Origin of the sequence: Plastoroseomonas hellenica, assembly GCF_018129085.1 — a bacterium.
Classification (GTDB): domain Bacteria; phylum Pseudomonadota; class Alphaproteobacteria; order Acetobacterales; family Acetobacteraceae; genus Plastoroseomonas; species Plastoroseomonas hellenica.
Genome location: NZ_JAAGBB010000043.1, coordinates 1 through 21905 on the forward strand (window position 1 = coordinate 1; position 21905 = coordinate 21905).

16 protein-coding genes are annotated in these 21905 nt (G+C 69.9%); 13 read left to right on the forward strand and 3 right to left on the reverse strand.

The features are described from left to right. From tssL to GXW71_RS26225, 4 genes are all read left to right on the forward strand, one after another. On the forward strand, positions 1–1277 hold a 1277-nt coding region (gene tssL, locus GXW71_RS26210), incomplete at its 5' end, for a type VI secretion system protein TssL, long form (protein ID WP_211855657.1). Position 1278: 1 nt separating this feature from the next. Continuing rightward, a complete protein-coding gene (gene tssM / locus GXW71_RS26215) occupies positions 1279–4731 on the forward strand; it encodes a type VI secretion system membrane subunit TssM (protein WP_211855658.1) in 3453 nt (1150 codons plus the stop codon). Further along, positions 4707–6125 (forward strand): type VI secretion system-associated protein TagF, encoded by a 1419-nt coding sequence (gene tagF, locus GXW71_RS26220; RefSeq protein WP_211855659.1) that lies wholly within the window; start codon positions 4707–4709, stop codon positions 6123–6125. Before tssM ends, tagF begins: the two co-directional genes overlap by 25 nt. Beyond that, positions 6122–6832 (forward strand): PP2C family protein-serine/threonine phosphatase, encoded by a 711-nt coding sequence (locus GXW71_RS26225; protein ID WP_211855660.1) that lies wholly within the window; start codon positions 6122–6124, stop codon positions 6830–6832. The genes tagF and GXW71_RS26225 overlap by 4 nt, the downstream gene beginning before the upstream one ends. Before the next feature lie 108 nt (positions 6833–6940). On the opposite strand, the gene GXW71_RS26230 is transcribed toward GXW71_RS26225, so the two are convergent. From GXW71_RS26230 to tssH, 3 genes are all read right to left on the reverse strand, one after another. Further along, entirely contained in the window at positions 6941–7408 is a 468-nt protein-coding gene (locus GXW71_RS26230; RefSeq protein WP_211855661.1) for an Hcp family type VI secretion system effector, read from the reverse strand. A 235-nt stretch (positions 7409–7643) separates the two neighbouring features. Continuing rightward, complete coding sequence (locus GXW71_RS26235) at positions 7644–8117, reverse strand: Hcp family type VI secretion system effector (RefSeq protein WP_211855662.1); 474 nt, start codon at positions 8115–8117, stop codon at positions 7644–7646. A gap of 60 nt (positions 8118–8177) precedes the next feature. Next, positions 8178–10853: a type VI secretion system ATPase TssH gene (gene tssH / locus GXW71_RS26240; RefSeq protein WP_211855663.1), complete on the reverse strand. Its 2676-nt coding sequence runs from the start codon at positions 10851–10853 to the stop codon at positions 8178–8180. 245 nt (positions 10854–11098) lie between these two features. On the opposite strand from tssH, the gene tssA reads away from it, so the two are divergent. From tssA to GXW71_RS26285, 9 genes are all read left to right on the forward strand, one after another. Beyond that, on the forward strand, positions 11099–12226 hold the full coding sequence (gene tssA / locus GXW71_RS26245) for a type VI secretion system protein TssA (RefSeq protein ID WP_211855664.1): 1128 nt from the start codon (positions 11099–11101) through the stop codon (positions 12224–12226). A gap of 157 nt (positions 12227–12383) precedes the next feature. After that, the gene (tssB, locus tag GXW71_RS26250; RefSeq protein WP_456315918.1) at positions 12384–12857 is read left to right on the forward strand and encodes a type VI secretion system contractile sheath small subunit; all 474 of its coding nucleotides are present in this window, start codon (positions 12384–12386) and stop codon (positions 12855–12857) included. Between the two features lie 6 nt (positions 12858–12863). Next, the gene (tssC, locus tag GXW71_RS26255) at positions 12864–14357 is read left to right on the forward strand and encodes a type VI secretion system contractile sheath large subunit (RefSeq protein WP_211855666.1); all 1494 of its coding nucleotides are present in this window, start codon (positions 12864–12866) and stop codon (positions 14355–14357) included. Between the two features lie 41 nt (positions 14358–14398). Further along, complete coding sequence (gene tssC / locus GXW71_RS26260) at positions 14399–15991, forward strand: type VI secretion system contractile sheath large subunit (RefSeq protein ID WP_211855667.1); 1593 nt, start codon at positions 14399–14401, stop codon at positions 15989–15991. Further along, entirely contained in the window at positions 15988–16779 is a 792-nt protein-coding gene (locus GXW71_RS26265) for a type VI secretion system accessory protein TagJ (protein ID WP_211855668.1), read from the forward strand. The genes tssC (GXW71_RS26260) and GXW71_RS26265 overlap by 4 nt, the downstream gene beginning before the upstream one ends. Before the next feature lie 8 nt (positions 16780–16787). Then, complete coding sequence (tssE, locus tag GXW71_RS26270) at positions 16788–17279, forward strand: type VI secretion system baseplate subunit TssE (protein ID WP_211855669.1); 492 nt, start codon at positions 16788–16790, stop codon at positions 17277–17279. Positions 17280–17413: 134 nt separating this feature from the next. Then, positions 17414–19237 (forward strand): type VI secretion system baseplate subunit TssF, encoded by a 1824-nt coding sequence (gene tssF / locus GXW71_RS26275; protein ID WP_211855670.1) that lies wholly within the window; start codon positions 17414–17416, stop codon positions 19235–19237. After that, the gene (gene tssG, locus GXW71_RS26280; RefSeq protein WP_211855671.1) at positions 19234–20379 is read left to right on the forward strand and encodes a type VI secretion system baseplate subunit TssG; all 1146 of its coding nucleotides are present in this window, start codon (positions 19234–19236) and stop codon (positions 20377–20379) included. Before tssF ends, tssG begins: the two co-directional genes overlap by 4 nt. Then, on the forward strand, positions 20376–21884 hold the full coding sequence (locus GXW71_RS26285) for a class I SAM-dependent methyltransferase (RefSeq protein WP_211855672.1): 1509 nt from the start codon (positions 20376–20378) through the stop codon (positions 21882–21884). The genes tssG and GXW71_RS26285 overlap by 4 nt, the downstream gene beginning before the upstream one ends. Positions 21885–21905 lie beyond the last annotated feature (21 nt).

Genomic DNA, 21905 nt, shown 5'->3' on the forward strand with positions numbered 1-21905 from the left:
CGCCGGGCGGCGCTCCGGCGCGGGCGGAATCGGCGCCGCGCCTCGCCGGCGAGGCGGAGGCGATGCCCAAGGTCGGCATTGGCGCGCTCGCCGCCGCGGCGGCGCCCCTGCTCGATCTGCTGGCACGCGTCGCCCAGGCAGGCATGGCCTCGCAACCCAATGCCGATGACCTGCGCGAGCGGGCGGTCCGCGCCTTCCGCCAGTTCGAGGTCGATGCGCGCGACGCGGAGATCCCGCCGGAGCAGCTCCGCGCCGCGCATTACCTGATCTGCGCGAGCCTCGACGACGTGGTGCTGGCGCAGTCCTGGGGCATCCAGAGCAACTGGTCCACGCGATCGCTGGTCTCGACCTTCCATCAGGAGGTGAAGTCGGGCGACCGCTTCTTCGACGTGCTCGCCGGCATGCAGAAGGAGCCGGGGCGCTGGCTTGGCGCCATGGAGGTGGCCTATCTCTGCCTGGCGCTCGGTTTCCAGGGGCGCTACCGCCTCTCGCCGCGCGGCGCCTCCGAGCTCGACCGCATCCGGGAGGGTCTCTACCAGCTCCTGGCGCAGCTCCGCGGCGCCTGGGAGCGGGAGCTGTCGCCGCGCTGGCGCGGCGAGGATGCGCCACATCGCGGCCCGGCACGCGGCATTCCCGCCTGGGTCGCGGCCTGCGTCGCGATCTTCGGCCTCGGCATGGGCTGGTACGTGCTGAACAACTACCTGAACGACGGCTCGGACAATCTCTACGAGCGCATGGCCGCGCTGCCGCCCGGCCGCCTGCCGGAGATCGAGCGCGCGGCACCGCCGGTGCCGCCGGCGCCGCCGCCACCGGCGCCCACCGCCATCATCCGGCCCGACCCGCAGATCAAGCTGCGCGAATTCCTCAAGCCGGAGATCGACAGCGGCCAGGTCACCATCTTCGGTGATGGCCGCACGCTCACTGTCCGCATCAGCAACCGCGGCATGTTCGCGTCCGGCTCAGCGACGCTGGAGCCGCGCTTCAACGACCTGATGCGCCGCATCGGCGAGGGCCTGCGGGAGGAGCCGGGCCGGGTGCAGGTGGTTGGGCATTCCGACAACCAGCCGATCCGCACCGTGCGCTTCCCGTCGAACTTCCAGCTCTCGACGGCGCGCGCCGAGGCAGCGATGGCGCTGATTGCCGCCGCCGCCGGCAGCACCTCCCGTTTCACGGCGGAGGGCAAGGCGGACAGCGAACCGGTGGAGCCGAATACGACGCCCGCGGGGCGTGAGGCGAACCGAAGGATCGAAGTGGTGCTGCAGCGGGGGACGAACTGAGATGGAAGTCTTCCGTCCCTTCCTGGCGGGCCGCGCCATTGCCGCACTGATCGCTGTCGCGTTGCTGATGCCGATCATCTACCTGTTCGCCCCGCTGGTGAACCTCGGCGGCTTCCGCCCCTTCGAGAGCGAACTCAACCGCGTCGCGGTCTGCGCCGTGCTGTTCGTGCTCTGCCTGATCGTCCTCTGGATCGTCGACCGCCGCCGGCGGAAGCGCGACTTCAACCTGATGCAGGGTGCCGCGGCCGAGGATCCCGGCGCCGACCGCGCCGCGGAGGAAGAGGCTGAGCTTCGCGACAAGCTGACCAACGCCATGGCCGCGCTGCGCAAGGCGAAGGGCGGCAAGGGCGGCTTCCTCTACGACCAGCCCTGGTACGTGATCATCGGCCCGCCGGGCTCCGGCAAGACCACGGCGCTGGCCAATTCCGGCCTCGAATTCCCGCTGGCCGATGGCGGCAAGCTGCAGGGTGTCGGCGGCACCCGCCTCTGCGAATGGTGGCTGACCGACCGTGCGGTGCTGATCGACACCGCCGGGCGCTACACGACCCAGGATTCGGATGCGGCGGCCGATAAGGCAGGCTGGGACCGCTTCCTGGCGCTGCTGAAGCAGAACCGGCCGCGGCAGCCGCTCAACGGCGTGCTGGTCGCCTTCGGCATGGACATGATCGCCCGCCTCGGCCCGGCCGAGCGCGAGAACCACGCGCGCGCCGTGCGCCGCCGCATCAAGGAGCTGGAGGAACAGCTCGGCCAGCGCCTGCCGGTCTACATGCTGATCAGCAAGTCGGACCTGATCCCGGGCTTCGTCGAGTTCTTCGACGATCTCGACAAGAACGGGCGCGAGCAGGTCTGGGGCGCGACCTTCCCAGCAGGCAAGGCGACGGAGAGCCCGGTCAGCCTCTTCGCGAAGGAGTTCCAGGCGCTGCTGGCGCGCCTGCAGGATCGCGTGGTCGAACGCCTCCAGCAGGAGCGGGGGCCGCAGCAGCGCGCGGCGCTGGCCGGCTTCCCGGCGCAGTTCGCGGCGCTGGAAGCGCCGCTCGGTGCCTTTCTGCAGGCGGGCTTTGCCGGCACCAGGCTCGAGCCGGCGCCCTTCCTGCGCGGCTTCTACTTCACCTCCGGCACCCAGGAAGGCTCGCCCCTCGACCGTCTGGCCGGCGCGATGGCGCGCAGCTTCGGGTTGGATGCGCGGCGCCCGGCCTCGGTGATGGGGCAGAAGGGGCGCTCCTTCTTCCTCGGCAAGCTGCTGAAGGACGTGGTGTTCAACGAGGCGCGGCTGGCCGCGCGCAACCGCGGGCTGGAGAAGCGCCGCCGTGTCATCGGGCTGATTGCCTGGAGCCTGGCGCTGCTGCTGCTGCTCGGCGGCGGCTTCTTCGGCTACACCGCCTGGAGCGGCGAGAAGGCGCGCGCCGAACGGCTGGCCCAGCAGGTGGGCAAGGCCGAGCAGGCTACCCAGGGCATTCCCTTCGAGCGCATCACCGATGCCGAGTTCCAGCGCATCCTGCCCTATCTCGCCGCGGCCCGGGACCTACCGCCGGCGGCGCGCGGGGACGGGGCCTTCTTCGGGCTCAGTCAGGAGGAGAAGCTGGCGGCGGGCGCGGAGAGCGCCTATCGCCGGGCGCTGGAGCGGAGCTTCCTGCCCCGCCTGCTGGCCCGGCTGGAGCTGCAGATCCGCGGCGGCTTCCAGCGGCCGGACTTCCTCTATGAGGCGACGCGCGTCTACCTGATGATCGGCCGCGAAGGGCCGATGGACGCCGAACTGGTGCGGCAGTGGTTCCAGATCGAATGGGCGCGCGCCTATCCGGGTGCCATCGGCCAGCCGACGCGGGACGAGCTGGCGGGGCACCTGAACGCCCTGCTCGCGCTCAACAGCCTGCAGGTCTACCCGCTCGACGGGGCGCTGGTGGACGAGGCGCGGCGCATCTTCTCCCGCCTGCCGCTGGCCGGGCGCATCTTCTCCCGCCTGCGCACGGTCGCGCAGAACATCCCGCCCTGGCGGCCGTCCGACGCCGCCGGCGCCGCCGGGCAGCGCTTCTTCGCGCGCGCCTCCGGCCGGCCACTGACCGAGGGCATCAACGGGCTCTACACGGTGAACGGCTTCTACCGCGCGCTGCTGCCGGCGCTCGGCGACACCATCCGCTCGGGTGCTGCGGAAAGCTGGGTGCTGGGCCCGCAGGCGGCGACCCAGCGCGACGAGGACCTGCCGCGGCTCGAGGAGCAGGTGCTGACGCTCTACGCGAACGAGTATGCGCAGGTCTGGCAGCAGATGCTCGACGACCTGTCGCTGCCCGGCTTCAACAGCCTGCAGGCGGCGGCCGAAGGGCTGAACATCCTGGGCGCGCCGAATTCGCCGCTGCGCGACATGCTGCGCAGCATCGCCCGTGAGCTCAGCGTCGGCACGCCGCCCGAGGGCGTGACGCCGCCGGCGCCGACCGGGGCGGCGGCGCGTGCCGCGGCCGCCCAGGGCGGGCCGCCGGAGCCCAAGATCTCTGACCCGGTGGCCCGTGTCGTGGAAGCGCGCTTCGAGCGGCTCCGGGAAGCGTCCGGCCAGCCGCTGGAGGGCATCCTCGCGATCATCAACGACCTCTATGTGCAGGTCGCGCGGCTGGCGACGGCGCCGCCCGGCACCGTGCTGCCGCCGAGCCCGGGCCTCGATCCCGGGCAGCGCCTGGCGGCGGAGGCGGCACGCGCGCCGCAGCCGCTTGGGCGCTGGCTGCAGGGGCTGGCCACCCAGACCTCGACCGCGCGTGCCGGCGGTGCCCGCGCGGCGATCGCCGCTGCCGGCGGGCAGGCGCTGGCGCCGGTCTGCCGTGGCCTGGAGACCAAGTTCCCCTTCCGCGTGGACGGGGAGGAGATGCCGGTCGACGACTTCATCCGCCTGTTCGGGCCGGCCGGGGTGCTGGACCAGTTCTTCACCCAGCACATCCGGCAATACGTCGACACCACACAGCAGACCTGGCGGCCGGTCGCGGCCGGCGGCCTACCGCCGCCGGTGACCCAAGCCGATGTGCTGCAGTTCCAGCGCGCCTCCAATATCCGCAACGCCTTCTTCCCTGGCGTCGCGGCGACGGGGCTGCGGTTCGAACTGGTGCCGCAGGGCATGGACCCGGGAGCGCAGGGTGCGGTGCTGGAGGCGGAGGGCCTGCGCACCGAAATCCGGCGCGACGGGCCATCGCGGCCGCTGCCACTCTCCTGGCCGACGCGCACCAATACGACACTCACCTTCGAGCCGCCGTCCAGCGCCGGGACGCTGAACTTCGATGGTGGCTGGTCGGCGCTCCGGCTGGTGATGCGGCGGCAGAACAGCCTGCAGGCGACGGGCAACCCAACGCGGCTCAGGCTGAACGTCCAGCACGGGGATCGCAGCATCGTCTTCGAGCTGCGTGCCGGCAGCTCAACCCATCCCTTCGGTCTGCGGGATCTGACGGAGTTCCGATGCCCGGTCCTGGCTCCGAGCTGAGCGGCGGCCCGGTGGCGATCGGGCTCTACGGCAAGATGCCGGCGCATGGGGATTTCGTGCGCCGCGCCCTGCCGGGGAGCTTTGTCGCCCCGTGGGACGCCTGGCTCGCGGCCGGGATCGCGGCGGCGCGGGACAGGCTCGGCGACGAGTTCGCGGCCGTCTGGGACATGGCACCTGCCTGGCGCTTCGCCCTGCCGGCCGGGACCTGCGGTCCCGATGCCGTGGCCGGCGTCATGCTGCCTTCGGCTGACACGGTGGGGCGGCGTTTTCCGCTCACCGTCGCGGCGCTGCTGCCGCGCGGCCGGGCGCCGGATGAGGGCTGGTTCGCCGGCATCGAGGCCCGGGCCCGCGAGGCGCGCGAAGGAATCCTGGACGCCGACGCGCTGACCCGGGCGCTTTCGGTCGCCGGCGATGGCGTGCTGCCGCCGACCCTGCCGGAGGAGACCTTGCTTGGGCTTTTCGGGACGCCGGCCGAGCCCGGGGAGCCGGCCGCCCTTGAGGGCGCGGATGCCGGCACCACCGCTGCGGAGATCCCGGCAGAAGCGTGGCTCGATCTGTTCAGCGGCGAAGAGCAGGCCGAGGCCGCACCGGCCGCACCGGACCCGCCCGAGGGCGCCACCGCAGCGCAACCCGTGGAAGCCTGGCTGAACCTCCTCGGGGGCGAGGGGGTGGCGGAGACGAACGCCACGACACCCCCATCCGGTACCGACACGCCGCCGGCGGAAGCCTGGCTCGACCTGCTGGGCGGGAGCGGGCAGGGCGATGCCGCCCCGTCGGCGCGGGATGACCCGACGCCCGCATCCGGTACCGACGCGCCGCCGGCGGAGTCACCGCCCGCCGCCTGGCTCGATCTGCTCGGCAGCGAGGGCGAGGACAGCGATCGCAAGGATACCAAGCCGCTCGCCGCCGAGGCGCTGGACGCGGATGCCTGGGACGCGCTGCTTGATGTTCCCCCGTCCGGCCCGGCCGCGGAAGACATCTCGCTGGCCTTGTTCGGCGAGACGCCGCCGCCTTCCGATGTGCCACCGCCCGACGTCGTTGCGGCGTTGCCCGCGCCCGATCCGGCCGTGCCACCGACATCGTCGGATGCCGAGGCCGCACCCGATGAGGATGCACCCTTCATCGAGCCGCCGACGCCCCTGGTGCCGGCGCGGCCGGGCGTCGCCGAAGCGGCACCACCGATGCCGGATCCGGACGCAGCCTCCACGCCGGCCGGGCCTGAAGAGCCGCCAGCGGCGGATGCCATGGTACATACCCCTGTCCCACCCCCCGAGCGCCCCGATCAGGGCGGCTGGTGGACGCTCGGCGGCGGCCGTCTGCCCGCCATGGTCTGGGCGTTCCCCGCCCTTCCTCCTCCGGAGGCTTTCGTCCTTTTGCTGGAAACCGAGGCATGAGCGCGGCACAGCGTTCCGAGGCGATCACCCATCCAGGCGCGGTCCGGCCGCGCAACGAGGATGCCATGGTCGACCGAACGGAGATTGGCCTCTGGGCGGTGGCCGATGGCGCGGGCGGGCATGGCTCGGGCGACGTCGCCTCCCATGCGATCGCGGAGGCGCTCGCGGAGATTCCGGATGGCCTCTCCGCTGCCGAATTGCTGGCGCAGCTTCGTCTCCGGCTCACCGCCGTGCACGCCGAACTGCAGGCCGAGGCGGAGCGGCGCGGCCCCGGCAAGCTGCTGGCCTCGACCGTGGTCGTGCTGCTGGCGCGGGGCGGGCATTTCGCCTGTCTCTGGGCCGGCGATTCGCGCATCTACATGCTGCGTGGCGGCACCTTCAGCCGCGTCACCCGCGACCACAGCCTGGTGCAGGAACTGGTCGATGCCGGCACGCTGAGCGAGGCGGAGGCGGAGGCGCATCCGCAGGCCAATGTCATCACCCGCGCCATTGGCGGGCATGGCGAGCTGATGCTCGACAAGCTCTCCGGCCGGGTGGCGCCGGGCGACCGCTTCCTGCTCTGCAGTGACGGGCTGTTCAAGGCGGTGCCCGAGACCGAGATTGCGGCCTGCCTGGCGGCCGGGCAGGGCGCGAACGATCTGATCAACCTCGCACTGGAGCGCGGCGCACGGGACAATGTGACGGCGATCATCGTCGACATGGACTGACCCCGACGCAGCGGGCCCATCAAAGCAAAACCCGTCCGGATGCGATCATCCGAACGGGTGGAGGGCGGGATCGTGGAGCGGTGGCGTGCTCTGCCGACAGGCCTCGGTTCAGCGCCCGGTTTCGACGTTGTAGGAGGCGCTGCGCGAATTGCCGGGGCGGTCGTTCTTCCAGGCCCAGGTCTTGATCTCGACCTGCTTGTAGCTGAGCGTGAAATTGTCGATCGGCCGGTCGCCGGCGGTGGCGAGCTTGTAGGCAACGACCGCTGCATCGGTCAGTTCCACGGTGCAGTAGGTCTCGAGATTCCCGCTCTTGCTCGTGCGGGCCCAGTGAATGGTGACCTTGCGGTTGTGCTGGCCGGTCAGTGCGTCGGTGACGAGGCCGGTCGTGGCAAGGTCGGTCAGCTTGGTGAAGGTCAGGCGCTGCATGGTCGGACGGGCGCGGTTCGCGTCGTCGGCGCCGACCGAGGACACGTTGCGCTCGAAGCCCCATTCCACGCCTTCCAGCAGGATGTGCTTCTCGTAGCCCGCGCTCTCCACGTCGCCATCGACGCTGTCGTACTTCATCAGGATCGGCATGGCGGCGCCCCTCCTTTGGGCTGAGAGCAGACCCTATTCGGATGGCTCATCCGAATGGGTGAAGATGCTCGGAAAACAAAAGGGCCAGAGTGGTTGAAGCGGAACGAGGCCGCTTTGGCGCGACAGGTGCGCCATCTCGGGTCGCTGAAGCAAGGACGCCGGACCCGGCGATGGGCCGAACCCGGCATTCCCAAGGTCGCAGGTGGGGCCGGACGAGCGCCGGCCCCGAGCGAGATCAGACCTTCACGGCCTTCGCGAGGTCCCAGCCGACGGTGGCCGGGCTGCCCGAGAAGTCGTCGCCGATCGGGTTGTACTTCAGGATGTACTTGTCGAAGTTCAGCGAGATGCTCTCGGAGGGGCGGTCGCCGCCGGAGGAGAGCGAGAAGCCCGACACGCCGCAGCCGTTCAGCTCGAAGGAGAGGTATTCCTGCGCGGCGCCGGAGCCGGTGCGGAGGAAGGCGATCTTCACGAGCTTGTTCAGCTTGCCGTGCAGGCCCTCTTCCATGAGCTTCACGGTGGTGCCGTCGGTCTCCTTCGTGATGGTGATTTCGCTGACCGAGACGATGGAGCTCTCACGGGTGGAGTTGCCGTAGGCGGAGGCGATGCCGCGGCCGATCCCGAACTGGAAGCTACCCAGGTTGATCCACTTCTCGTAGCCCTGGATGTTCGACTCACCCTGGACGCTCTCGTAGTTCAGCATGATGGCCATAACGAAGATCTCCCTCTGTCAGGAACCTGCGATGTCCGAGTTCGGCGCCATGCCGTTCCCTCAACCGATAGTATAGCGGAATGAACCGTCATCCGAAAGACCCACTGCCACTTTTGTGATCTCGCCGCCTTCGGCAAGGCGTCCGAGGATCTGGGCGGAGAGTTCCGGCAGCAGGGTGCGGTTCAGAATGTTCTCGATGTTGCGTGCGCCGCTCTCGACCTCGCGGCAGCGGGCGGCGATGGATTCCGGCACCGCCGCGTCGTACTCGAAGGGAATCCCATAGTTTTCCTTCACCCGCCTGTTGATGCGGTTGAGCTGGAGAACCACGATCTTCCGCATCACCGCGTCGACGAGCGGGTAGTAGATGATGACGTTCACGCGGCCCAGGAAGGCCGGCTTGAACACCTTCAGCAGGTCCGGGCGCAGCGCTTCGACCAGCGCCTCGGGCTCCGGCATCGTTTCAGGGTCGGCGCACAATTTCGAGATGGTATCGGTGCCGGCATTGGACGTCATGATGATGACGCAGTTGCGGAAATCGATGTCCCGCCCTTCGCCGTCCTTCATGTTGCCCTTGTCGAACACCTGATAGAACACATCCTGAACGCCAGGATGCGCCTTCTCCATCTCATCGAGCAGGATGATGGAGTAGGGCTTGCGCCTGACAGCCTCGGTCAGCACGCCGCCTTCGCCGTAGCCGACATAGCCGGCCGGCGCGCCCATGAGCATGGAGACCTTATGCTCCTCCTTGAACTCGCTCATGTTGATCACGGTCAGGTTCTGCTCGCCGCCATAGAGCAGGTCGGCCAGCGCCACCGCGGTCTCGGTCTTGCCGGTGCCGGAGGTGCCAGCGAACATGAAGACGCCGACGGGCTTGCGCGGATCGGTCAGGCCGGCGCGGTTGGTGCGGATCGCCTGGGCGATCGCCTCCAGCGCATGGTCCTGCCCGATGACCCGGGTCATCAGCGCCTCGCGCAGCGCGAGGACGCCCTTGATCTCGTTGGAGACCATGCGGCCCACCGGAATACCGGTCCAAGTCGCGACCACTTCGGCGACCGCTTGGCCGTCGACCACCGGATGCACCAGCGGCTCCTCGCCCTGTAGCTTGTGCAGCTCGCCGACGACCTCCGCGAGCTCGGCCTGCAGCTTGGCGAGATCGGGCTGGTCGGCCGGCGGCGCCTCGCCCTCCGGCAGCGGCTCGCGCGGTGCCTCGAGCGCGGTGCGGAGCTGGCGGATCTGGTCGACCAGCTCCTTCTCCTTGTCCCATTGCAGGTTCAGCGCTGCGAGTTCGGCCGTTGCGGCATCCTTCTCGGCCACCAGCTCGGCCACGCGCTTGCTGTGGTCGGTGCCGGTGGCCGCTTCGCGCTCCAGGGAGGCGAGCTCGGTCGCCACCAGGTCCAGGCGGCGGACACGGTCCTCGATCGGGGCCGGGATCGCGGCCTGCGACATGGAGACGCGGGCGCAGGCGGTGTCGATCAGCGACACGCCCTTGTCGGGAAGCTGGCGGGCCGGGATGTAGCGGGCGGAGAGACGCACCGCCTCATCGATCGCCTCGTCGAGGATGCGCACGCCGTGGTGCTTCTCGAGCGTCGGCACCAGGCCGCGGAGCATGGCGCGGGCCAGCGGCTCGGACGGCTCGTCGATCTTCACCACCTGGAAGCGGCGGGTCAGCGCCGCGTCCTTCTCGAAGTACTTCTTGTATTCGGCCCAGGTGGTGGCCGCGATGCAGCGCATCTCGCCGCGGGCCAGCGCCGGCTTCAGCAGGTTGGCCGCGTCGTTCTGCCCGGCGGCACCGCCGGCGCCGATCAGGGTATGCGCCTCGTCGATGAACATGACGATCGGGATCGGCGAGGACTTGATCGCGTCGATCACGCCCTTCAGGCGGTTCTCGAACTCGCCCTTCACGCCCGCACCCGCTTGCAGCAGGCCGAGGTCGAGCGACATCAGCCGCACCTTCTTCAGCGCGTCCGGCACGTCGCCGGCGGCGAGGCGCAGCGCCAGACCCTCAATGACAGCGGTCTTGCCGACGCCCGCTTCACCGGTGCAGATCGGGTTGTTCTGGCGGCGCCGGGTCAGGATGTCGATGATCTGCCGGATCTCGCCGTCACGGCCGAGAATCGGATCGATCTTGCCGGCCTTGGCCTGGGCGGTGAGGTCGGTGCAGAACTGGTCGAGCGGGCCGCCCGAGCGCGGCATGTCGCCGGCAGGCGCCCCGCCGCCGGCCGCACCCGGGGCGCTCGCGGTCGCCGCCGCCTCACTCGCTTCCTCGCTGCCGTCGGTGAAGTCGGCGAGGTTGCGCCGCAGCGCATCGGCCGGGATCGAGAGCAGGCTCGGTGCGCTGTCCTTCAGCGTGCGGTTCAGCGTCTCGTCGCTCAGCAGCGCCATCAGCAGATGGCCGGAGCGGATCGCGCCGCCGCCGCCTTCCAGGCTGACCAGCAGGAAGGCCTCGCGCAGCCAGGTCACGATGTCAGGCGACAGCGAGGGCGCGCGGGCATTGCCGGTGCGCAGCTTGTCGAGGGCGCGGGTGATCTCGCTCGCGACCCGGCCGGCATCGACGCCAGCCTTGCGCATGATCGCCGAGATGTCGGAGCCCTGCAGCTCGATCAGCTTCAGCAGCACATGCTCGATTTCGACATTGTAGTGGGAGCGCGAAAGCGTCAGCCCCGCCGCACCCTCCAATTGCCGGCGGGAGAGCGCGTTCATGCGCCCGACGAGGGATTTCAGGTCGAGAGCTACCATGCCGAGACGCACCCCGTGCTTGTGTCGTTGCCGAACTAATGCTCAAAGCCGGGTGCGCGGTCTGTGTCGGCCGTCACAGCCTTACCGCGCCCGGTTGCGCAACGGAGGCTAGATGCGACGGCGAATCAAGTCCATCATCTTTGCCGCGCCCGTCGCCGGAATTCCGCGACGCTTTGAAGAATTCCGCAGGCTTTCACGGCGAGGGGCCGGCGGCCAGGCTATGATCACGATCAGGAGGGCATTGCATGGCCGACGGCGTACTGGAGATGGAGGTCCTGCTCGCGCCACTCGGAGAGGGCGAGGGGGCGGGTGAGGATACGCGCACCGATTACTCCCCCAAAGCGCCCTACCAGCTCCTGCGCAATGCGCGCGGCGAGGCGCGGGCGCTGGAGCGCCGGCTCGACGGCGGCGACCCGGAAGCCGATCCAGCGACCATCCTCGGCCATTGGCGGGAGGTGAAGAAGCTCGGCATCTCCATCATCGGTACCAAGTCCAAGGACTTCGAGATCGCCTCCTGGCTGACCGAGGCACTGGTCCGGCTCGATGGCCTCGCCGGGCTGCAGGCCGGGTCCCAGCTCATCGCCGGGCTGGCGCAGAATTTCTGGGACAAGGCCTTCCCGAGCCTCGATGAGCCGGAGGGTATCGAGGACCGCGCCTCGCCGATCGGCGGCCTCGCCGGCGAGGGCACGGATGGTACGCTGATGCAGCCCTTGCGGCGCCTGACGCTGTTCCGCCGCGGCGACGGCAGTCCCTGTGACCTCTTTCTCTACAAGCGCGCCGAGGAGACCGCGGCGATCGTCGAGGAGGAGCGGCGGGAGCGGCGCTACAAGGAAGGTGTCCCCCAACTCGATGTTCTGCAGCGGGAAGGGCGGGCGGACGGCGCCTTCCTGCGCGCCGTGGCGCTGGAGGCGCTGGCGGCGCGCGAGGCCTGGCAGGCGATGGACCAGGCGCTCACCGATCCCTTCGCCGGCAATGCGCCCTCGACCCGCAACGTGAACGAGGCGCTGGGCGCCGTCATCGACCTGGCGACGCGCATCATTGGTCCGTTGCAAAGCGACGCGCCGGCCGCGGATGGCGAGGCGGGCGATGCCGGCGGGGAGGGCGACGCGGTGGCGGCAGGCGGCATGGCGATGGCCGGCGGCGGTGGCGGTCCCCGCCCCATGCGCACGCGCGAAGATGCGATCAAGCAGATCGAGGAGATCGCGGCCTATTTCAGGAAAACCGAGCCGCACTCCCCGGTCGCCTTCACGCTGGAGGATGCGGCGCGGCGGGCGCGGATGCCGCTGACGGAGCTGCTGGTCGAGGTGTTGCCGGAGGGCGAAGTGCGCCGGGCGATGCTGACCCGCCTCGGCATTCATCAACCAGAAGGATAGCAACGGCTAAGCCATTGGGTAGACGGTACGAAAGCCCCGTTGACCCGGAAAGGCAACGACGCGTAGGCTGCCCTCCAGGCGGGCTGGGCAGCCGGATCAGGACAACCGATTAGCGAAAGGGTAGGCGATGAGCAGCGTCCACGACAAGCTCGCGCGCGTGCGCAAGCCGCGCGTTCACATTACGTATCAGGTCGAGACCGAAGGCGCCGAGGTCGAGCGCGAGCTGCCCTTCGTCGTCGGCGTGATGGGCGACTATGCCGGCGATCCGACCGAACCGCTGAAGCCGCTGGCTGAGCGCAAGTTCGTGCAGATCGACCGCGACAACTTCAACGATGTCATGGCCCGTATCCAGCCGGGGCTGAACATCAAGGTCGACAACACGCTCGCCGGGGACGGCAGCCAGATGGCGGTCGGCCTGAAATTCCGTTCGCTCGATGATTTCGAGCCGGCGAAAGTCGCTGAGCAGGTGCCGGCGCTGAAGGCGCTGATGGAAACCCGCTCCAAGCTGCGCGACCTGATGAGCAAGGTCGACCGCTCCGAGGACCTCGAGAAGATGCTCGAGGATGTTCTGCAGGACAAGGACAAGCTCGGCCAGCTTTCCGCCGAGCTCGGCCTCGACAAGAAGGAATAATCCAGAATGAGCGAGGCACAGAGCTCGGCCGCAGGCGCGGCCACGACGACGACCACGGAAGGCGCATCCTTCCTGGATCAGGTCATCGGCGCGACGAAGCAGACCGAGCGCGACCGCGCCCAGGATCTGATCAAGGCGCTGACCGAGGAAGCGCTGAAGGGCACCGTCACCTTCAGCCGCAACCTGACGGTCACCTTCGACCGCGCGATCGCGGCGATCGACCAGAAGCTGTCCGAGCAGCTCAACAAGATCATGCACCACCCGCGCTTCTCGAAGCTCGAGGGCAGCTGGCGCGGCCTGAACTACCTGGTGATGAACTCCGAGACCGGCACCGGCCTCAAGATCCGGATGTTGCAGTGCTCGAAGAAGGACCTCTCGCGCGACCTGCAGAAGGCCGTCGAGTTCGATCAGAGCCAGACTTTCAAGAAGCTCTACGAGAACGAGTTCGGCACCCCGGGCGGCGAGCCTTACGGCGCGCTGGTCGGCGACTACGAGTGGACCAACCATCCGGACGACATCGAGACGCTGCGCCTGATGTCCTCGGTGTCGGCCGCGTCCTTCGCGCCCTTCATCTCGGCGGCCGGCGCCGGCCTCTTCGGCATGGAGAGCTGGACCGAGCTGTCGAAGCCGCGCGACCTCGCGAAGATCTTCGACACCACGGAATACGCCAAGTGGCGCTCCTTCCGTGACAGCGAGGATGCGCGCTTCGTCAACCTCGTGATGCCGCGCACCATCGCCCGCCTGCCCTATGGCGGCGCGACCGTGCCGGTCGAAGAGTTCAACTATGAGGAGGCTCCGTACGATGAGGCCGGCAAGGCCAAGTCGATGGACCACGAAGACTACTGCTGGATGAACGCCGCCTATGTCATGGCGACGCGGATGACGGATGCCTTCGCCCAGCACGGCTTCTGCGTCGCGATCCGCGGCGCCGAGGGCGGCGGCAAGGTCTCCAACCTGCCGACGCACACCTTCACCTCGGATGACGGCGACAGCGACGCGAAGTGCCCGACCGAGATCGGCATCACGGATCGCCGTGAAGCCGAGCTCTCGGGCCTCGGCTTCCTGCCGCTCTGCCACTACAAGAACACGGACTACGCGGTGTTCTTCGGTGGCCAGTCCGTACAGAAGCCGAAGAAGTACGACCGCCCCGAGGCGACGGCGAACGCGGCCATCTCGGCCCGCCTGCCCTACCTCATGGCGACCAGCCGCTTCGCCCACTTCCTGAAGGTGATGGCGCGCGACAAGATCGGCTCCTTCATGGAGGCGTCGGACGTCGAGAACTGGCTGAACCGCTGGATCCGCAACTACGTCAACGCCTCGGAAGGCGGCGGGCAGGAGATGCGCGCCCGTTATCCGCTGCGCGAGGCGAAGGTCGAGGTGAAGGAAGTGCCGGGCAAGCCCGGCGTCTACAACGCCGTGGCCTATCTGCGTCCCTGGCTGCAGATGGAGGAACTCTCGACCTCCATGCGCATGGTGGCGCGGATCCCGCAGAAGAGCTGAGCCAGGCACGGCTCGGCTGACACAGGAAAGGGGCGGGCGCCATGGGCCCTAATCCGGACGGCATCGCCGTCGCGGAAGCGGCGCCCCCCCTGGCTGCGGGGGGCGTCGTTTCGGCGCGCCCCGCTTTGCGCGCCCGCATCCTCTCCGGCAATTTCTATGGACCGGCGGAGACTGCGACCGCGAGTGATATCACGCATTTCCTCTATGGCGCCGCACCGGTCGAAGCACTGGAGCTGTGGTTTGGCGGGCGGCTCAGCGGGCTGACCGCGCATGACGGCACGAAGCGAGGCAAGCGGCTCGCGATGCAGCGGCTGGAGGTCGCGGTGGACCGCGACATCGCCGCCATCGACCGGCTGATCGCCGCCCAGCTCGACGCGGTGCTCCATCACGATCGCCTGCGGCGGCTGGAAGGGTCCTGGCGGGCACTTGCCTGGCTGATGGATCAGGTGCCCTTTGGCGCCCGCGTGAAGATCAAGGTGTTGAGCGCGCGCTGGGCGGAGATCTGCCGCGACTTCGACCGCGCCTCCGAATTCGACCAGAGCGCGCTGTTCCGCACCATCTACGAAGGCGAGTTCGGCACCCCGGGTGGCGAGCCCTTCTCCATGCTGCTCGCGGATTACGAGGTGCGGCACGCACCTGGCCCGGGCAGCCCGACCGATGACGTGACCGGGCTCGACGGGCTGGCCGCGGTTGCCGCCGCCGCCTTCGCGCCGACCGTGATCGCCGCGCATCCGGCGCTGGTCGGTTTCGACAGTTGGGCGGAGGTCGGCGCCGCCTCCGATATCGCGGAGCCGCTGCGTGGCCAGGATCGCCAGCGCTGGCGCAGCCTGCAGTCGCGCGACGACACCCGGTTCCTCTGCGTGGTGCTGCCGCGCATGATGGCGCGCCGGCCCTGGGCCGACGATGGCACCCGTGCCGACCGCTTCCGCTATCGCGAATACGCCCCCGACGCCAATGCGCGGATCTGGTGCTCGCCCGCCTTCGCGCTGGCCGCCGCGACGGTGCGCGCCTTCGCCGTATCGCACTGGCCCGCCGATATCCGCGGCGCCAGCATCGGGGAGGAGCCGCAGGGCGGCGTGATCGCGACCTTGCCGACGGAGCGCGCCTATGCCGATCCCTATGGCGCGGCGCTCCGCCCGCCGCTCGAGCTCGCGCTGACCGACGATCAGGAGCGACAGGCGGTCGAGGGTGGTCTCATCCCCTTCATCGGCCTCGAGGGTCTGGGCGAGGCGAGCTTCGGTGCCATGCCTTCCATCCACGTGCCGCCGCGCATGAACACCGACATCGCGAGCGCGAACCAGCGGCTGTCCTCGCAGTTCAACGCGCTGCTCTGCGTCAGTCGCTTCGCGCATTGCGTCAAGCTCATGGGCCGCGACATGGTCGGCTCCTTCCAGGATGCGGATACGATCCAGCGCCGGCTCCAGGCCTGGCTGCAGAAGTTCGCCGACCTCTCGGCCTCGACCGAGCGGGGGGCGCGCTATCCGTTGCGCGATGCGATGGTCGACGTGGTGGAGAAGCCGGGCAAGCCCGGCGTCTTCGGCTGCGTCATCCATCTCCAACCCCATTATCAGTTGGATGAGGTCGGGGCCTCCTTCCGGCTGGTCACGGATCTCCAGGCGGCGAGGGCGGCATGACGACGGCAGGCGAAGCATTCACGAATGGCGACATCGAAGGCGCGGTGGCGGCTGCGACCGCGGCGGTAAAGGCGGCACCCCGCGATACCGGGGCGCGCTGGATGCTGGCCGAGATGCTGCTCTATGCGGGCGAGGTCGAACGCGCCGACCGCTCGCTCGACGCGGTCATCATGGACCAGCCCTCACCGGCGGTGCTGGAGTTCCGCCGGCTGCTGCGGGCCGAGGAATGGCGCCGCCAGACCTTCACGGACGGCCGCCTGCCGAAGTTCCAGGGCGACGACCCGACCGAGGCCCAGAAGGCCGTGATGCAGGCGCTGGTGCAGTTCCGCGCCGGCGATCTTGCCGGCGCCGGCGCCTCCGCGGCGGAAGCGGAGAGCCTGCGTCCGCGCACGCCGGGCAAGCATGGCGAGGTCGCCTTCGACGACCTGCGCGACGCCGACGACATGTTCGCCCCGATCTTCGAGGTGATCACCGCAGGCGGCGACTACATGTGGGTGCCGGTCGAACGGCTGCGGGCGCTGGTCTTCGACACGCCGCGCCGGCCGCGCGACCTCTACTGGCGCCGCGCTTCCATCGAAACCAAGGACGGGACCGAGGGCGTGGTCTACCTGCCGACGCTCTATCCCTGGACGCCGAAGGACGCCCCGGTGGAGTATCGGCTCGGCCGCGGCACCGACTGGACCGACCCGGCGCAAGGGCCGGTGCGCGGCCTCGGCCAGCGCCTGCTGCTGGTGGGCGAGGATGCGCTGCCGCTGGCCGAGGTCACCAGCCTCGCCTTCGACGACTGAGGCCGGCGATGGGCGAGACGCGTTCGGCTGCGCGCCTCCGTCTGCCGCTGCTGGACCGGCTGCTCGATGCCGATCCGGAGGCGCCGGCGGATCCGCCGCTGACCCAGGGCATGGCGATCGAGATGCTGCGTGCTGCCGTGCGCCGCGACATCGAGGCGCTGTTGAACGCGCGCCGCCGCCGCCTGCCGCCGCCGCCGGGCTATGTCGAGCTGCCGATCTCCCCGGTCGGCTACGGCGTGCCGGACCCGACCGCCGGCTCCTTCACGGAGGAGCAGCGGCGGCTCGCCGTGGCGCGGGAGGTGGAGGCGACGATCCGGCGCTTCGAGCCGCGGCTGATGCAGGTGCGCGTCCAGCTTCGGAACTCGGAGCGCGAGGCGATCGACCGCGTGCTGCGGCTGCGGATCGAAGCGGTATTGCGCACCGACCCGGTGCCGGAGCAGATCAGCTTCGAAACGGTGGTGCGGCCGACCACGCTCGACGTCGCCGTTCGCGAAGGCTGAGGGCATCGAGCGGATCCCGTTCGGGCGGCACGCCCCAACGGGTGAAGGTGCTCGGCAAGGAACATTCGATTTCCTTCGGACAAGCGCGTCTGAAGGCGCCATGATTGACGTGTAAACGAGGCTCGGAAAGCATCGTGTCCGACACTCTGCTGCCCTACTACAACCGCGAACTCGCTGCGATCCGCAAGCTCGCGGGCGAATTCGCCGATGCCTATCCGAAGGTCGCCTCGCGCCTGCGTGTCACGCAGGAAGCGGTGGACGATCCTTATGTCGAGCGGTTGCTGGAGGGGGTCGCCTTCCTCGGCGCCCGGGTGCTGAAGCGCCTCGACGACGAGTTGCCGGAGCTGTCGGACAGCCTGCTGGAGATGCTGTCGCCGCAGCTCCTGGCGCCGGTGCCGTCGATGACGACGCTGCGGTTGCATGGTCCCGCCGAGGCGCCGGAGCCGGTACAGGTCAAGCGCGGCCTGCTCCTGGAGACCGAGCCGGTGCGCGGCGAGCCGGTGCGCTTCGCCACTTGTCACGATGTCACGCTATGGCCGATTGAGATCGAGGCGGCACGCCTCTCCGGCCTGCCGATCTCGGCGCCGGCCAATCCGCGGGTGACCGGCGCGCAGGCCTGCCTGCGGCTGACGCTGAAGACCAAGACCAAGGACATCACCTTCGCCCAGCTCGGCATCGAGCGGCTGCGCTTCCATCTGCGCGGCGTCGGCGCCCAGGCGGCGCTGCTGATGGAACTGCTGGCGACCTCCACCATCGGGGTAGCACTTGCCGACAGCGCCCTCGACCCGAACCCGACCCTGCTCGGGCCGGAGGTTGTGGCGCCTGCCGGCTTCGCCGACGAGGAGGCCGCGCTGCCCTGGCCGAAGCGCGCCTTCGCTGGCCACCGGCTGCTGACCGAGTATTTCTCCTTCCCCGAGAAGTTCCTCTACCTCGACATCACCGGCCTCGAATCCCGGGCCCTGCTGCAGGAAAGCGACAAGCTCGAAATCTTCTTCTACCTCGCGCGGCCGGCGCCGGAGCTGGAGCGGGTGGTGACGGCGGAGAGCTTTGCGCTCGGCTGCACGCCGGCGATCAATCTCTTCCCGCATCGCTGCGAACCAGTGGCGCTCGACGGCACACTCGCGGAGTTCCGCGCGGTACCGGATGCGCGACGGCCGGCGGCACTCGAGATCTATGCGGTCGAGGCGGTGCGCGAGAGCCGGTCGGACGGCACCATCCGGGAAGTGCTGCCCTTCTATCGCCTCGGCTCCGACACCGAGGATGCGACGGTCGCGGAGATCACCTTCATCGCGGCGCGGGAGCCGTCGAACCCACCGATGACCGGCACCGAGACGATGATCTCGCTGCGCGACCTCGCCTATGACCCGACCATGCCGGCCGATGGCGTGCTGACGGTGGAGGCGCTCTGCTGCAACCGCGACCTGCCGTCGATGCTGCCCTTCGGCGGCGGGCAGCCGCAGCTTCGCCTGGTCGATGGCGGGTCGCCGGTAAAGGCGATCGATTGCCTGTCGCCGCCGACATCGACGCTGCGGCCGAACCTCCTGGAGCGCAGCGCCTGGAAGCTGATCTCGCACCTGGCGCTGAACCATCTGAGCATCGCCGGCGGACCAGCCGGCGCGCATGCACTGCGTGAGGTGCTGCGCCTGCATGACTTGCGCGACACGGCCGAGAGCCGGGCCGCGCTCGGCGCGCTGCTCACCGTCGATGCCAAGCCCGGTGTCGCCCGCCTGCCGGGTGGCCGGGCGGGCGCCTTCGTGCGCGGCCTCGAAGTGACGCTCGGCTTCGATGCGCAGGTGTGGAATTCGGCCGGGCTCTATCCGCTGGCCCAGGTGCTGGAGCGCTTCCTGGCCGTGCAGGTCTCGATCAACGCCTTCTCGCGCGTCGCGGTGACGCTGCGCGGCAGGTCCGGCCTCGCCGCCCGCTTCCCGGCACGAAGCGGCACCCGCGTGCTGCTGTGAGCGACGAGACCGTCAAGGGAGGCGAGGCCGCGCCCTCGCTGCTCGACCAGACGCTGAGCGCCACGATGCGCGCGCCGCGTTTTGCGCCCTTCGAGGGGCCGGAACGGCCGGAAGCACCGCAGGCGCCCGACAGCGCCGCGCCGGAGCCGCTGGCGGAAGCCGAGGATCCCTTGCCCTCACCGTCGCTGCGGGTGTTGCCGCCCGCGGCGCTGCTGCGGCGGGAGCCGACCCGCTTCCACCCGGACGAGGCGGCGGCGATCACCGCCAAGGTCGCCAAGCGTCCGGTCCGCGACCTCGATTACCGTTCGCCGCCGCGCCTCGGGCATCCCTCCGGCGCCGTGGTACAGGCGCGGCCCGAGGATGGGCAGCTCACCTTCGCGACCTTCGGCCTGATCGGTCCCGGCGGCACCCTGCCGCGGCACCATACGGCGACCGTCGCGGCGGAGGTGCGCAAGCGTTCCCGCGCGCTGCACGGCTTCGTCGATCTGCTGGCCCGGCGCCTGGCCGGACAATTCGTCGAGGCGGGCGCGAAGTACCGCCCGACCCGCAACCCGGAACCGGCGCAGCGTACCCTTGCCGCCGCGATCGGCATGGCGACCAGGGGCCTGGAAGGGCGGATGGCGATCCCGGTCGACGCCCTGCTCTACCACGCCGGCAACCTCTCCTCCCGCAGCCGCAGTGCCGAGCGGCTGCGCGCGATGCTGGAGGCGGAGACGGAACGCCCGGTCGAGATCGAGGAATTCGCCGGCGGCTGGATGCGGCTGCCGACCACCGAGCAGTCCTGCCTGCCGGCTGGGCGCGGCGCGCCGCAGCATTGCGGCCTCGGCAGCACGGCGGTGCTCGGCGCCCAGGTCTGGGACGCGCAGGCGCGCTTCATCATCCGCATCGGCCCGCTCTCCCGCCCGGAGTTCGAGGCGCTGCTGCCGGGACAGCCGGCCTATAAGCGCGTCACCGACCTGACGCGCTTCTTCGTCGGCCTCGATACCGGCTTCGCGATCAACCTGGTGCTGAAGGCCGAGGATGTGCCGCAGGCGAGCCTCGGCGGCGGCGCCCGGCTCGGCTGGTCCTCCTGGCCCGCCACCCCGAAGGCGCGCACCGCCGATGTGCGCGATGCCATCTTCGAACCGCAGGACATCACATGAGCACGCAGAGCACCGGCGGCATGAAGGCGAGCTATGCGGCCGCCGATATCCGCTACCTGGCCGCCTTCCAGGAGGAGACGGTGCCCGCGCGCCTACGGCTGGCCGCGGCGCTGCACGACGCGGTCTGGAATCCGAATCCTGAGAAGATGACGGTCATCGACATCGGCTGCGGCCGCGGCGTGACCGCGACGGTGCTGGCCGCGGCCAATCCGGGCTGGGACGTGCATGGCCTCGACCTGCAGCCAGCGCATGTCGTCGAGGCGCGGGAGATCGCGGCCGAGGCCGGGCTCGACAACCTGCATTTCCACGAAGCCGATGTCGCGGCGCTCGATGTGCCGGCGATGGAGCGGATGCTGCCGCAGGCCGACCTCGTCATCCTCTACGGCGTCTGGACCTGGGTGCCGGACGTGGTGCGGGCCGGCATCGTGCGGCTGCTCGCCTCCCGTCTGAAGCCGGGGGGCATGCTGCTGATCGGCTACAACGCCATGCCGGGCTTCTCCGACAGCATCGTGCTGCAGCGGCTGATGGCCGAGGGCATGGCCGCGACCCATGGCAGCGATGCCGCCAAGGCACGCGCCGCGACGGGTTTCATCAAGCAACTGGCCGATGGCGGCGCGCGGCATCTGCCGTCCGAGAAGATGCTGGAGCGGCTGACGAGCTATTCCGACGGCATGTCCGCTTATCTGGCGCATGAATACGGCACCGGCTTCTGGCGGCCCGCCTTCGCCGCCGATCTCAGGCGCGATCTGATCCCGGCCAGTCTCGACTTCGTCGGCAGCGCGGTGCCGGCCGAGACGGCGCCGGAGCTGCATCTGCGCCCCGAGCAGCGGGAGATGCTGGAAAACCTGCCGCCGCAGATGGACCGCGACTTCCTGCTGGACCTCTTCCTGCTGCGCCGTTTCCGCCGCGACGTCTTCATCAAGGGGCGGCGCCCCGGTGGGCGGGCGATGCTGGCACAGCTTCCCTTCGTGCTGTTCACCGCGCCCGACAAGGTGGAGCTCGCGATCCACACCGTCGCCGGCAAGGCGGAATTGCCGCCGGCGGCAAATGCCGCGCTGCTGGAGGCGCTGGCCAGCGGGCCGAAGACGCTCGGCGAGTTGGCGGCGCTGCCGGGCTGCGCCGGGCTGACGCCGGCGGATCTCGGCATGATGCTGTCGACCACCAACACCGCGCTGCCGCTCTGGCGTCCGCCGGGGCGCGGCGATCAGGCGCGCGCGGCACGGGCCAATGCAACGCTGTTCAATCGCCTGGGCGCCGAAGCGGCGGCCAGTTCCTCGCCGCTTGGCTTCGTGGTGCCGGCGCTCGGCGGCGGACACATCATCTCCGCCTCCGATCTCGGCGTCGCCTGTGCGCTGCAGGGTGGCGCGCCCCCGGACCCCGCCACGCTCGCGCGGCTGCTGCTGCCGGCGACAGCCCCGGACGAGATGCTTGCCAATGCGGAAAAGGGTGCGCGTGCGCTGCTCGACCGACAGTACGGCACTTGGAAAGCAATGGGCGCCGTCTGATCTCCCCGATGCGAAAATCCG